This is a genomic window from Massilia sp. IC2-278 (assembly GCF_020708045.1).
Classification (GTDB): Bacteria; Pseudomonadota; Gammaproteobacteria; order Burkholderiales; family Burkholderiaceae_D; genus Telluria.
This window is the reverse complement of the sequence record NZ_JAJFES010000003.1, coordinates 403,115-416,963: the sequence shown is the minus strand read 5'-3', so window position 1 is coordinate 416,963 and position 13,849 is coordinate 403,115. Positions and strand designations below refer to the sequence as shown.

General features: G+C 70.3%; 7 protein-coding genes. 5 read left to right on the top strand and 2 right to left on the bottom strand.

Annotation, left to right across the window (positions count from 1 at the left end; genetic code table 11):
• Positions 1-100 precede the first annotated feature (100 nt).
• The gene (gene apbC, locus LK540_RS09545; RefSeq protein ID WP_229437037.1) at positions 101-1,189 is read left to right on the top strand and encodes an iron-sulfur cluster carrier protein ApbC; all 1,089 of its coding nucleotides are present in this window, start codon (positions 101-103) and stop codon (positions 1,187-1,189) included.
• A gap of 81 nt (positions 1,190-1,270) precedes the next feature.
• Here apbC and LK540_RS09540 read toward each other — a convergent pair whose 3' ends face one another.
• Both LK540_RS09540 and LK540_RS09535 read right to left on the bottom strand, forming a co-directional pair.
• A complete protein-coding gene (locus LK540_RS09540; RefSeq protein ID WP_229437035.1) occupies positions 1,271-2,602 on the bottom strand; it encodes a hypothetical protein in 1,332 nt (443 codons plus the stop codon).
• A 53-nt stretch (positions 2,603-2,655) separates the two neighbouring features.
• Entirely contained in the window at positions 2,656-4,521 is a 1,866-nt protein-coding gene (locus tag LK540_RS09535; RefSeq protein ID WP_229437033.1) for a hypothetical protein, read from the bottom strand.
• Between the two features lie 308 nt (positions 4,522-4,829).
• Here LK540_RS09535 and LK540_RS09530 point away from each other — a divergent pair, with 308 nt between their 5' ends.
• From LK540_RS09530 to LK540_RS09515, 4 genes are all read left to right on the top strand, one after another.
• Positions 4,830-5,825: a helix-turn-helix transcriptional regulator gene (locus tag LK540_RS09530; protein ID WP_229437031.1), complete on the top strand. Its 996-nt coding sequence runs from the start codon at positions 4,830-4,832 to the stop codon at positions 5,823-5,825.
• Positions 5,826-6,003: 178 nt separating this feature from the next.
• A complete protein-coding gene (locus LK540_RS09525) occupies positions 6,004-8,562 on the top strand; it encodes a bifunctional diguanylate cyclase/phosphodiesterase (protein WP_229437029.1) in 2,559 nt (852 codons plus the stop codon).
• 40 nt (positions 8,563-8,602) lie between these two features.
• Complete coding sequence (locus tag LK540_RS09520; RefSeq protein WP_229437027.1) at positions 8,603-9,988, top strand: aminotransferase class I/II-fold pyridoxal phosphate-dependent enzyme; 1,386 nt, start codon at positions 8,603-8,605, stop codon at positions 9,986-9,988.
• Entirely contained in the window at positions 9,981-13,730 is a 3,750-nt protein-coding gene (locus LK540_RS09515) for an AMP-binding protein (protein ID WP_229437025.1), read from the top strand. Before LK540_RS09520 ends, LK540_RS09515 begins: the two co-directional genes overlap by 8 nt.
• Positions 13,731-13,849 lie beyond the last annotated feature (119 nt).

The window sequence follows — 13,849 nt, the reverse complement described above, 5'->3', positions numbered from 1 at the left end:
TATTCCGGGGTGTTGCCCGGTTTTGGCGGGATTTGCGGGTGGGACCCGAGGCGCGAGGCCGTTTTTTGCTACACTGCGCGCATCACATCCGGAGATTTACATGAGCATCACTGCAGACGACGTCAAGACCGCCTTGTCAAAGCTGGTCGATCCTAATACGGGCAAAGACTTCGTGTCCTCGAAATCGGTCAAGAATATCCAGGTCGAGGGCGCCGATGTCGCCTTCGACCTCGAACTCGGCTATCCGGCGAAAAGCCAGGTTGCCTCGCTGCGCGCCGCCGTGGTGAACGCCGTCAAGGCGATCCCGGGCGCCGGCAACGTCAGCGTCAGCGTGCAGACCAAGATCCTGTCGCACGCGGTGCAGCGCGGCCTGAAGGTCATGCCGAACGTGAAGAACATCATTGCCGTGGCATCGGGCAAGGGCGGCGTCGGCAAGTCGACCACCGCCGTCAACCTGGCCCTGGCCCTGGCCGCCGAAGGCGCCAGCGTCGGCGTGCTGGACGCCGACATCTACGGCCCGTCGCAGCCCATGATGCTGGGCATCAACGGCCGTCCGGAAAGCCTGGACGGCAAGTCGATGGAGCCGCTGGAAAACCACGGCGTGCAGGTGTCCTCGATCGGCTTCATGATCGACCCCGACGAGCCGATGGTCTGGCGCGGCCCGATGGTCACGCAGGCGCTGCAGCAATTGCTGGAGCAGACCAACTGGCGCGAACTCGATTACCTGATTGTCGACATGCCACCAGGCACCGGCGACATCCAGCTGACCCTGTCGCAGAAAGTGCCGGTCACCGGCGCCGTGATCGTCACCACGCCGCAGGACATCGCCCTGCTCGACGCGCGCAAGGGCCTGAAGATGTTCGAGAAGGTCGGCATCCCGATCATCGGTGTCGTGGAAAACATGAGCACCCACATCTGCTCGAACTGCGGCCACAACGAAGCGATCTTCGGCCATGGCGGCGGCGAGAAGATGTGCAAGGACTTCGGCGTCGACTTCCTGGGCGCGCTGCCATTGACCATGTCGATCCGCGAGCAGACCGATTCCGGCCGCCCGACCGTGGTGGCCGATCCGGACGGTCCGGTTGCCAAGGTCTATAAAGAAATCGCGCGCAAGGTGGCGGTGAAGGTAGCGGAACGTGCGAAGGACATGAGCAGCAAGTTCCCGAGCATCGTGGTGCGGAACGACTGATTCATTAAAGCTCAGCAATAATAAACGGCGCCATTTATGGCGCCGTTTCATATTCAAACGGTGGTTTTGACGGGCCGTGCTTCAGGACCCGGTCGTCTGCGCTGCAAGAATGCCGACGCGGTCATGCCATTCCTGGATCGCCGCGTTACCGGCATTCTGCATGATGCGCATGCGCCGTTTCTTGAGGTGTTCGCGTTCGTAGGCGCCGTCCTGGAGTTCGAGGTCGAGTCCGCGCTCCTGGCCGGACAGGATGCGCGCTTTCGCGCCCGCGAAACTGCCTTGCCAGACTTCGCTGCCTGTTGCAACCAGGCCGCGCCCGTTGCGGTCGGCAGCGATGTACCAGTCGATCCGTCCTTCGGTATGCGTGCCTGTGCTGAAATCGCCCTGCATGCCGGCTTCCTGCAATAGCTGCTTCGTGCGTTCCTGGGCCCGGCTGCGCTGGTCGGCAGCGCGCTGCTTGTCGGCCGCCTCCTGCTCGGCCGCCTCGGCCTGGCGGCGCCTGCGTGCTTCTTCGAGCAATTCCTGCCCGCGTTCCCGGACGCCGGTATCGAAGGCCGTGTAGACCGCATCGACGCGCTTGGCCACGCCCTGCCATGCCGACTGGAAGCGCGCCGTTTCGCGGTTCGGGACCCTGAACAGCACCACCCTGAATCCTTCCGGCCCACCGGTGACCACTGTCAGGCCGGCATAGTTAGAGGACGCCTCATGCGCGCCGCGGTGCTGGAAGGTGATGTTGGAGAAGCCGTTTGGCGTCTTCACGTGGGTGCCGCCCGGCAGGGTCACGCTGATCAGTTCGCCATTCGACCATCCGCTGGCGCGGTTCGGGATGAATTCGGTTTTGGTCTGCCGATCGATCTCTGCCAGGTTGAACTGATGCAGGGGGATGGTCTGGTCGAAGTGCTTGCCCGGGTGCCCAACCAGCTTGCCGCCCTCGCCCGGCAGCCAGGCACACATCGATCCGCGCGCGATCAGCCTTGCGGTCGCGGCCTTGAAATCGATGTGGACGGCAAAGCGCCTGCCTTCCCAGGCCCATTCCTCGCCGCGCGCGATGGCTGCCTTGCTGGCGCCGGTACGCAATTTCCTGTACGCCGAGCCGCCTGGCAGGAAAATCGCCAGCAGGATGGCGGCGCCGATGACCAGTAGTTCGGCCGGGCTGAAGTCGAGCAGGGAACGGCTGTCGACGCCCCTCATCGCCAATTGATAGAAGCCGGCCGCGATGAACAGGCCGGCCAGCCGTCCGGCAACCGGTCCGGCGATCCGCGCAACGATGTGGTAGGCCAGGAAGGGAATGACGGAGACCGCCGTGATCTCGCCTGGCGAGCCGTAATGATGCTCTGCGTATAAACGCAGGTAGTCTCCTACGTAATAACCGAAGCCGGCGACGATGCCCAACTGGATAAGGAATTTGATCATGAATGAAGGCCAAAAGTAGATAGGCAAAAAGCCCCCGCGACCGGGGGCACTGTTCAGCGCTCGAGTTCCCTCAGCACGGTTTGGTAAGGGCCGGCCTGGAGCGTCCGTCCGGCACGCGCCTCCCCGGCATACCAATCCAGGTAGCCCAGCATTTTTCCGGTTTTGAAACTAACCAACAGCCCGTCCTTGCCGACCCATTGGATGGCCTGCAGCGCCATGGCGTCCGAGGCGAGGGCGGCGCCGGCCTGGCGCCTGGCGCCCTCGATGGCGGCGCGCACCCTGGGCCAGTTCTCGAGCATGGACTTGGCGTTCCCTGCGGCATTGCGACCCTTCATGACGCCGGAGAGCAGCGGCACCAGCACGCCGCCGCAATCGGCGATGGTGCCGCCGACGCCGTTGGTCGGCGTTTGGTAGCCGACCAGGCTGGCCGCCTGCAAATCGAGCGCAGTGCGGCTTTTCTTGCGCTTCTGCAGGTAGTCGGCGATGAAGGCGGTCGGCGCGAAGTCCGGGTTCTGTGCGCAGCGCGCCAGGGCGTCGAGCTGGCCGGCCACCGGGACCAGGCCGCTGATCGATTGCATCAACTCCTTTTCGCGCTGCCAGCGGTACAGGCGCTCGCGCACGCGCGCATCGTCCAGCAGGCTGGCCTCGGTTTGCAGGCGGGTGCCGTTTTCTGCCAGGCGGTATTGCTGGGAATGGAGCAGGTAGAACTGCGGCGCCGCGCCCGTGCCGCGGTCTGCGCGCCAGCAGCTGAACGTGACGAAGTCGGCCCCGGCGCCCGACAGTTCGTCGAGGTCGGCGTACGCCTGGCCCGCGCCCAGGTTGCTGGTGCAGCGCTGGTGGAAGGGTTCGTAGCCGGCGCCGCCGCGCACCACCTGGTCCATGGCGCGGCGCCAGGCGCTGCCGGGCTGGGCATGGGCGTGCGCCGTGGCGTCGGCGTCGGCCTGGGTCATGGCCCAGCCGCCGTCGGGCCGGAACCATTTCAGGTCGCCGTCCGTGCATTGCAGGGCGCCGGGACGGGCCATGTCGCAGCGGAAGGTGGTCTGGGCGCCGCCGCTGCGTGCGACCTTGTCCCAGAAATAATTGGTCTTGTTCTGGGAAATGGCCAGCGCGATGCGGGCCCAGTCCTGCACGGTGGCGTCGGCGCCGGCCGGCAAGACATAGCCAATGTCCGACAACGGCAGCGGCTGCGCCTGGCGCGTGGGGTTGACCAGCACCAGCAGCTCGCCCTTGCGGGTGGCGACCACGCCGTTCGGCAGCGAGACCGGCTGGTCCTCGGGCAGTTCGCGCAGCGAAGGCAGGCCGCTGACGGTTTGGGTAATCGGCTGCTGCCCCGGCTGGCGCGGTGCGATGCCGAGCAGCTTGTTGATGGTTACCGGTTCCGGCGCCGCCTGCGCGCCGAGGCTGGCGGGCGGCAGGCCCAGGGGCAGGGCGCCGACCGCCGGGCTGAGCGGCAGCAGGGCCATGCTCTCGGCCGGCAGGGTGGACACGATCTTGCCGCTGCCACTGTCGCGCATGCCCTGCAAGACATGATTCGAGGCCAGGGTGATGTCGACGGCGTAGGCCGCCAGGCGCTGGCCGGCATCGTACTGGGCCCAGAAGGCGTCGGCATCGTTCTTCACCAGACCCTGGCGCGCACGGACGAACAGGGTACGCACCAGGCTGTCCAGGGCTTGCCACTCGGCGGCCGACTCGATGGCCGGCAGGTCCGGGTAGCGCGGGTGGCGTGCCGCGGCGGCGCGCCTCAGCGTGACGTTGCCGCCGACGGTGAAGACGGCGGGCACCGGGGAGCCGGCAGCGGGCGCGCCGGTCGAAGTGGCCGTGCCGGCCCGGCCAGGTGCGCCGGGCGCCGCACAGCCGGCCAGGGCCAGGGCGAGGAAGGCCGCAGCCACAGGGCGGGCAGGGAAGGGCAGCTTGGGCATCCGTAGTTCTCCGGATCAGGACGCCGGCTGCGGCTCAGGCTGCTGGGCTCCCTTGATGCTGACCTCGTGCACGACGGCGAGGGTGAGCAGCAGGGGGGCGAGAGCGCGTGCCGAAAGCCGGGTCGGGGTCATGGATGGTGGGAAGAGTAGTGATTCATCCCGATCATTATTCAATGTCATCCATGCAATATCCATAGTACATCTGGCCTATGGACAAACCATAAGTTGCTGTAGAAAATTATCCCGAATACAATTAATGTTGACCTTGAGATAATGTTCTGCGGATTCCGACCTCATACCCAGCCACGATGGACAATTCAAGCAAGCTGATTCTCGATATCTACGACATCGCCCAGGGGAGCGCGGCGGCCGCATGCAGCGGCGAGATGTTGCGCCGCTTCCGGCAAGACCTGTCGTTTGAATCGGCGCTGATCGGCGACCTCGGGATTTTCGGCGAGCGCCTGATCCCCACCGGCGCCCACCTGCACAACATGCCGGCGGAGCGCATCAGCGCCCGGCAAAGCACGCTGGGCGAAGAGCTGATCCTCGTCAACGGCACGATCCGGACCAGCGATCCGGCGCTGGCGGCCTCGTTCCGCCAGCGCGGCAAGAGCGTCGCCACCGACATCGCGCGCACCACCGACGATCCGAACGTGCTGGCGTATTGCCGCAAGTACGAGACAGCGCATTCGCTGACCTGGGTTTCCAACCGCCTGGTGCAGGACAGGCTGACGGTGATCTCGTTCTGGCGTGCGCAGCGCCGCCAGGCTTTCCTGGGCAGCGCCGAGCAGATCGTCAACCAGGCCTTGCCGCACCTGCTTCAGGCGCGCCAGATCAATGCGCGCCTGAACGCCGCGCGCCTGCACCTGCATGCCGCGGTCACGCTGCTCAGCTCGCCGCAGGGCAGGCTGTATTTCGCGGTCGAGGAAGCGATCGCCCTGATGCAGGAAGAATGGCCGCAGTGGTCGCCGCCCTTCCTGCCGGCGGCCCTGTTGGGCGAACTCAGGAGCCATCCGGGCATGGAGTACGCCGGGCGCCGCCTGCACGTCCGCGCCAGGCTCGAGGGGGCGGTGCTGACCCTGTCGGTCACCCGCCGCAGCGAAAGCGCGCACGGCCTGACGGCGGCCGAGCGGCGCTGCGCCGTGCTGGCGGCCCAGGGCCTGCAATACAAGGAGATCGCCGGGCGCCTGCTGGTGTCGCCGAGCACCGTGCGCAACCAGCTCAGCAGCGTGTACCGCAAGCTGAACGTCAAGAACAAGACCAGCCTGGCCCGCGTGCTGGAGCTGGGCGAGGTCGACGGCTAGTACCGCGAGAACGGGCGCGGCGCACCGCTCCCTTGGGCAGAAGGTGGCCTGTCGCGTATGCACCGCAGGTGAGGGCAGACGGATGCTGCTTTGCGCCAGAATAAATCCGGTAGGAAATTTCCTGCATAAACTGCCGATTGGACTCACTCTCCAAGTCGGCCCTGCGCCGCCCACCTCCATGAACCCTACCAGCGCGCGTTGGAGCGGCCGCTACCTGGCCGCTACCCACTGGTTCATCCCCGCCGCCCTGCAGCAGGAAGCGGCGGTCCTGACGCGCGCCGAGAACGTGGTCAGCGCGGCGCTGCTGGCCGCCACCGCCGGCCCCTTCTATGCGCTGGCCTATTACCTGCTGGGCTTCGACGGCGCCGTCGCCGAGATCCTGCTGTGCTGCGCCGTCATGCTGGCCTCGCCGCTGCTGCTGCGCGTGACCGGCAGCATCGGCGCCGCGCGCGAACTGTTCCTGTGCGCGCTGTTCTTCAATTTCACCTGGCTCAGCTACAACCTGGGCGGCATCAGCGCCCCTACCGCCAGCTGGCTGATCACCGGCCCGCTGGTCGCCACCTTCCTCGGCGGCGTCTGGAGCGCGCTGTTCTGGCTGGCGATGAGCTGTGCCGCCGCCGCCCTGATCTACCTGCTGGCCGCCGCCGGCCACGCGCTGCCGGTGCAGGCGGTGAGCGACATGGCCATGCTCTACCTGGTCTGCCACCTCGGCCTGTTCGTGGTGGTGCTGGCCTTTGCCCTGCTGTTCGAGCTGACCAAGACCCAGGGCTTCGTGAAGCTGGAGCAGGCCGTGCGCACCATCAACGAGCTGGCCATCCGCGACGAACTGACCGGCGTGCACAACCGCCGCTACCTGATGAACCTGATCGAGCGCGAAAAGGAGAGGAGCGACCGTAGCGGCCGCGCCTTCTGCCTGTGCCTGCTCGACATCGATTTCTTCAAGCGCATCAACGACACCTATGGCCACAGCGCCGGCGACACCGTGCTGCGCGCCTTTGCCCAGACCGTGCAGGCCCTGGTGCGCGGCAGCGACTGCTTCGGGCGCTACGGCGGCGAGGAATTCCTGCTGATGCTGCCCGAGACCCCGGCCGTCGACGCCCGGGTGCTGGCCGAGCGCGTGCGCGCCGCGATCGACCGGCTGCGCTGTAGCGACGGCCCGAGCGAGATCGCGCTCACCGTCTCGATCGGCCTGGCCGAGTACCGCATGGGCGAGACCATCACCCAGGCCATCGGCCGCGCCGACGAAGCCCTGTACCTGGCCAAGTCGAGCGGGCGCAACCGGGTGGTCTGCCACGGCCAGGACCTCGACGGGGTGGATGGCCTGGCGGAGGAGGGCGTGCGCCAGGGCGCCGGCGCCGATGGCTCCCCCGCGCGCGACCTCGGCGCCAGCATCGGCCGCATGCTCGACGGCATGCACTGCGACCAGCTCACCGGCCTGCTGAACCGGAGACTGCTGCGCGACCGCCTGCGCCACGCCATGGACCGCGCCGACCGCAACCGGCGCCTGGTGGCGCTGCTGCTCCTGAACATCAACAAGTTCAAGGAGGTCAACGACGCCCTCGGCTACGAGGCCGGCGACGCCCTGCTGGTGCAGGCCGGCGGCATCCTGCGCGGCTGCCTGCGCGACTGCGACACGGTGGCGCGCTGGAGCGGCGACGAGTTCGTGGCGCTGCTCGAAGACCTGGGTTCCGAGATGGATGCGCGCCAGGTGGCCGAGAAGATCCTCGACCGCTTCGGCCTGCCGCTGGCGGCCAGCGGACGCGAATGCTTCATCACGCTGTCGGTGGGCGTGGCGCTGTATCCGGCCGAGGACTGCGACCTCGACGCCCTGCTGAAACGCGCCGACATCGCCATGCGCAGCGCCCGCGCCTGGGGCGAGAACAGCGTGCAGCTGTATTCGAGCGCCGCCACCGCGCCGCAGAGCGAACGCCTGGCCCTGAAGAACGGCCTGCGCGACGCCCTCACGCGCGGCCAGCTGGTCCTCGAATACCAGCCGCAATGGGACCTGGCCACGCGCCGCATCGTCGGCGTCGAGGCGCTGCTGCGCTGGCAGCATCCGGTCTACGGCCGCATCGACCCGGGCCGCTTCATCCCGCTGGCCGAGGAAACCGGCATGATCGTGCCGATCGGCGACTGGGTGCTGCGCACCGCCTGCGCCCAGAACCGCGCCTGGCGCGACGCCGGCCTCCCAAGCGTGAAGACGGCGGTGAACTTGTCGGCGCGCCAGCTGCGCCACCCCGACATCGCCGCGCGCGTGCTCGAGATCGTGGCCGCCAGCGGCCTGGCGCGCGGTAGCCTGGAACTGGAAATCACCGAGGGCGTGCTGATCGACGACCTCGATGGCAACCGGCGCGTCATGAGCGCGCTGCGGGCGGCCGGGGTGCTGGTGTCGATCGACGACTTCGGCACCGGCTATTCGAGCCTGAACTACCTGTCCGAACTGCCCGTGGACATCCTCAAGATGGATGGCCTGTTCGTGCGCCGCCTCGGGCAAGACCCGCGCGCGCGCCCATACGCGATCGCCGACGCCATCGTCGGCATGGCCCACAGCCTCGACCTGAAGGTGATCGCCGAAGCGGTCGAGACGAACGAGCAGCTGGCCGACCTCGACGCCATGGGCTGCGACGAAGCCCAGGGCTACCTGTTCGCGCGCCCGCTGCCGCCCGAGCAGGTGGCGGCGCTGCTGGCGCAGCAGGGCCTGCATGGCAGCCCGGCCGCCGTGCCGGCCCTGGCCTGATCTTCCCCCGACTCTTCCAATCACCTTCCAGGAGCACATCGTGCATGAAGAAACGCTTGACTTCGGGCGGGCCGCCGACATCGCCGGGCTGACCGCCTGCGGCGCCCTGCGCGGCAACGTGGCCCAGTTCGCGCAGCCGCGTGGCCCCGACCTGATCCGCCGCACCGAGGCGCTCGACGCCTGGTGCGCGCTGCGCGCCGCGCACGGCCTCTGGCAGTATGCGCGCGCAGTGGACGGCGCCCCCGGCCCCGCGGCGCGGGTGCGCGAGGAAGGCGCCGCCGCCCCTGCCGAGGCGGCGCCCGGCGTCAACTTCGCCTCCCAGGATTACCTGTCGCTGGCCTCGCATCCGGCGGTGCGCAAGGCGGCGCGCCGCGCCCTGCTGGAGTCCGGCCCGCACAGCGCCGGCTCGGCCGTCCTGCTCGGCAACAGCAGCGCCTCGCTCGCGCTCGAACAGGCCCTGGGCGCGCTGCTGCGCTGCGAGCACGTGACCCTGTTCCCGACCGGCTGGGGCGCCGCCTTCGGCCTGATCACGGCGCTGGTCGGGCCGCGCGACTACGTGGTGGTCGACGCCCTGGCCCATGCCTCGCTGCGCCAGGGCGCCAGCGCGGCCACGCGCAACGTCGCGCTGCACCGCCACCTCGACACCGGCCACGTGCGCGAACTGCTGGCGGCGATCCGCTCGCGCGACCCGGACAACGGCATCCTGGTCGTCACCGAAGGCCTGTTCAGCATGGACAGCGACGTGCCCGACCTGCCGCTGATGCAGCACTTGTGCCGCGAATACGGCGCCACGCTGCTGGTCGACGTGGCGCACGACCTGGGCGCGCTGGGGCCGGGTGGGGGCGGCAGCATCAGCGAGCAGGGCATGCTGGGCAAGATCGACATCGTGATGGGCGCCTTTTCCAAGACCTTTGCCTCGAACGGCGGCTTCGTCGCCTGCGCCTCGCGCGCCGTGAAGCGCCAGCTGCAGCTGTTCGCCGGGCCGCACCTGTTCTCGAACGCGCTCTCGCCGGTGCAGGCGGCCACGGTGCTGGAAGCGCTGCGCATCGCCGGGGGCAGCGAAGGCGATGGCTTGCGCGCCGGCCTGCTGCGCAATGCCGTCGCCCTGCGCGCCGCGCTGGCGGAAACCGGCCTGCGCTGCCTCGGCCTGCAGTCGGCCATCGTGCCGGTGTGGATCGGCAGCGAACCGGTGGCGCGCCTGGCCGGACGCACGCTGGCGCGCGCCAACGTGCACGTGAATGCGGTCGAATTCCCCGGCGTGCCGCTGGGCGCAGCGCGCCTGCGCCTGCAGGTGATGGCCGCGCATGGCGCCGAACAGCTGCGCCACGGCGCGCGCCTGGTCGGCGCCGCCGTCAACGGCGCCGGCGCCGCGCTCGGCGTAGAGCCCGAACGCGGCCCCTGGCGCCGGGAGCGCAGCCGTGGCTGAAGCCGCCGACCCCGGCGGCGCCACGCTGCTCCATCGTCTTGCACAGCACGCGGCGCGCACGCCCGAGCGCGTCGCCTATACCTTCCTGCACGAGAACGGCGAAGCCGCCGATGTCTCCTACCGCCAGCTGGCCGCGCGCGTGGCCGCCCTGGCCGCGCTGCTGGCGCGCCGGGTGGCGCCGGGCGCGCGTGCGCTGCTGCTGTATCCGCCGGGCTGCGGTTTCGTGGTCGCCTTTTTCGCCTGCCTGGCGGCCGGCGTGGTGGCGGTGCCGGCCGCGCCCGCGCACCGCCGGCGCGACGCCGAACGGCTGGCGGCCCTGCTGGCCGACGCCGCGCCAGCCATCGTGCTCGGCGCGCCCGATACCGAGGAAGCCACGCGCGTGGCGCTGGCGCGCGCCGGCTGCACGGCACCGCTGCTGTGCGTGGACGTGGGGGATGCAGGGATTTCTGTAGTGGATGCCGCCGCCGATGCGGCGCAGCCGGCGCTGCCGGACGCCGGCGCGCTCGCCTTTCTCCAATATACCTCGGGCTCGACGGCGCAGCCGAAGGGCGTGGAGATCACGCATGCGAACCTGGCCGCCAACGTCGCCGCCATCGGCCAGGCCTTCGGATTCGGGCCGCGGACGGTGATGGTCAGCTGGCTGCCGCCCTTCCACGACATGGGCCTGGTCGGCAGCATCGCCGCGCCGCTGGCGCTGGGCTTCCGCTCGGTGCTGATGTCGCCCGGCGCCTTCCTGCGCCGCCCCGCGCTGTGGCTGGAAACGGTGACGCGCTACCGCGCCACCTGCAGCGGCGCCCCGAACTTCGCCTGGGACCTGTGCGTGCGTCGCATCGCGCCCGAGGCCGCGGCGCGGCTCGACCTCTCGTGCCTGGAGGTGCTGTACAACGGCGCCGAACCGGTGCGCGCGGCAACGCTGGAGCGCTTCATGGCGGCGTTCGGACCCTGCGGCCTGCGCCGCGGCGCGCTGTTTCCCTGCTACGGCATGGCCGAGGCGACGCTGCTGGTGGCCGGCGGGCCGCTCGGGCGCGGGCCGCGCATCCTGGCGCTGGACGCCGCCGCGCTCGAACGCGGCCAGGTGCGCGCGGCGGCGCCGGGCGACGCGATGGGGCGGGCCGTGGTCAGCTGCGGCCCGCTGGCGCCGGGCGTGACGGTGGCGATCGCCGATCCCGACAGCGGAGCCGCGGTTGGCGCCGGCCTGGTGGGCGAAATCCGGATCGGCGGGCCGGGCGTGTCGCGCGGCTACCATGGGCACGTGACCGTGGCGGCAGCGCAGGCAGCGCCCGGCGCCGTGCTGCCCAGCGGCGACCTCGGCTTCCTGCACGAAGGCGAACTGTTCGTCACCGGAAGGCGCAAGGATCTCATCATCGTCAACGGCCGCAACCTGTATGCCCAGGACATCGAGGAGCTGGTCGAGCGCGCGGCCGGGATGGCGGCGCCGAACTGCTGCGCCGCCTTTGGCATCGACGACGGCACCGGCGAACGCCTGGCGGTGGTGGTCGAGGCCAGCCGCGCGCTGGCGCGCAGCGGCGACGTCGAAGCGTTGGGCCGGCGCATCCGCAGCGCGGTGACGGCCGGGCTGGGCATCGGGCTGCATACGCTGGCGTTCGTGGCGCCGGGCGCCTTTCCGCGCACGACCAGCGGCAAGGTCCAGCGCGCGCGCTGCAAGGCTTTATTGGCGGCCGGCGCCCTGGCGCCCGTGCAGCCGCGCGCGCAGGCCATCCCGCAGGACGGGGACATCCGCGAGACAGGCAGCGCGGCGCGCGCCGACACGATCATCGCCTGGCTGCGCCGGTACGCGGCGCGGCGCATCAATTCGGCGCTCGACGACGAGCGCCGCGCCATGGCGCCGCACCTGCTGCTCGACCTCGGCAACCATGGCCTGTTCGGCCTGCAGGCGCCATTGGACGCCGGCGGCCAGGCGCTGGCCAGCACCGACCTGGTGCGGGTGATGGCCCAGCTGGCCGCCATCGACCTGACCCTGGCGACCGTGGTCGGCGTGCACAATGGCCTCGGCCTGCGTCCGCTGCTGCGCTCTGCCGGTGCGCCGCTGCGCAGCCGCTGGCTGCCGGCCCTGGCCGCCGGCCGCCAGCTGGCCGCGTTCGCCATGAGCGAGCCGCAGGCCGGCTCCAATCCGCGCGCGATCGGGGCCCGCGCCCTGCGCGTGGACGGCGGCTGGCGCCTGAGCGGCGACAAGCACCTGATCGGCCTGGCTGCCTGGTCCGGCGTGCTGAGCGTGTTCGCGCGCGCCTTCGATCCGGCCGGCAGGGCGCTCGGCACGGTGGCGCTGCTGGTGCCGGAGGACGCGCCGGGGCTGGTGCAGGGACCGGAAGCGCTGACCATGGGCATGCGCGCCATGGTGCAGAACGCGCTGCGCTTCGACGACGTGTTCGTGCCCGACGAGCAGGTGCTGGGAGTGCCCGGCGCCGGCATGGAGGTGGCGCAGGACGCCATGGCCTTTGCCCGGCTCGGCATCGGCGCCCTGTGCGTGGGCGCGATGCAGCGCTGCGTCCAGCTGATGGCGCGCTATGCGGCGCGGCGCGACGTCGCCGGCGGGCGGCTGCTCGACAACCCGGTCACCGCCTTGCGCCTGCACGAACTCGATTGCGCGATCGGCGCCGCCGGGGCGCTGGTGCAGGCGCTGGCGCACGCGGTGGACGCGGCGGACGGTGCGGACGGCGGGGCGACGGCGGGCAATGCGGCGCTCCAGGATGCCTGCAGCGCCTGCAAGTGCGTCTTGTCCGAACTGCTGTGGAGCGCCGCCGACAGCCTGATGCAGCTGCTCGGCGGACGCGGCTACCTGGAAAACAACATCGCCGCGCGCCTGCTGCGCGATGCGCGCGTGCTGCGTATTCTCGAAGGGCCGAGCGAAGCGCTGTATGCCCACCTGGGCGCGCTGGTGCGCACGCCCGGCAATCCGCTGGCGCGCATCATCGCCGGGCTGTTCGGCGCGCCGGCCCTGGCCGACAGCCTGGCGCGCCTGCCGGCGGCCGGCCAGGGCCAGTGGCAGGACTGGCGCAACGGCGAGTTCGCGGCCTGGACCCTGCTGGCCGCGGCCGCCCGCGGCGAGGCGGCGGCCTGGGCGGCGCGCAGGCTTGACGCCCTGCGCGACGCGATTGCGGCCGAGCGGCCGGCCGCCGGTGCCTGCCCGTCCGCGGCGGCACTGCTGGCGCGCGTGCAGGCTTATGCGCTGGCGATCGGCGACGTCGAGCAGACGCTGCCCGGCGCGGCATATGCGCTCGATCCGCTGCTGGGCCGCGAGGCGCCCGAGGCGGGGCGGGCGACCGCTGTCGCCGCCACTGCCGCTGTCCCCGCTGCTGCTGCTGCTGTTGCTGTTGCTGTTGCTGTCGATCCTGCTGGGCAGGGAGCCGCGTTGGCGTCCCTACGTGCGTCCGCATCTGCGTCCGCGCCGTTCATCCAGCCCGCACCCGCATCGGCGTCCTCGGTCGAACTGGTGCGCGCGTGCCTGCTGAAATGGCTGCGCGAGAGCGCGGCCGAACCGTTCGATGGGAGCGGGGTGCATCTGTCGACCGGGACGCTGCGCCGCCAGCCGCACATCGAGGTCGGCATCGACGCCTCGTTCGGCGACCTCGGCATCGATTCGCTGGCCTCGGTGCCGCTGGCCCTCGAGATCGAGGCGGCCAGCGGGGTGAGGGTGGGCGCCGAGCTGCTCTACGATTACCCGACGGTGCGCGCGCTGGCGGCGTACATCGATGCGCAGCGCGACGAACGGCGCGATGCATGACGCGCGGGTAGCGCAAAGGAGGGCGGGCCACCCGCGGGCCAGCGCCGGGCGCATGCGGCAAAGGTGGCGCGCCCGCGACGGCCGGTGCCGCGCGCCGCCGGTGGCGGGGTAAAATAGCC

Excerpts from the sequence above, each read along its gene's own strand:
- apbC (WP_229437037.1), top strand. The coding sequence starts at position 101 with ATGAGCATCACTGCAGACGACGTCAAGACCGCCTTGTCAAAGCTGGTC.
- LK540_RS09540 (WP_229437035.1), bottom strand. The coding sequence starts at position 2,602 with ATGATCAAATTCCTTATCCAGTTGGGCATCGTCGCCGGCTTCGGTTAT.
- LK540_RS09535 (WP_229437033.1), bottom strand. The coding sequence starts at position 4,521 with ATGCCCAAGCTGCCCTTCCCTGCCCGCCCTGTGGCTGCGGCCTTCCTC.
- LK540_RS09530 (WP_229437031.1), top strand. The coding sequence starts at position 4,830 with ATGGACAATTCAAGCAAGCTGATTCTCGATATCTACGACATCGCCCAG.
- LK540_RS09525 (WP_229437029.1), top strand. The coding sequence starts at position 6,004 with ATGAACCCTACCAGCGCGCGTTGGAGCGGCCGCTACCTGGCCGCTACC.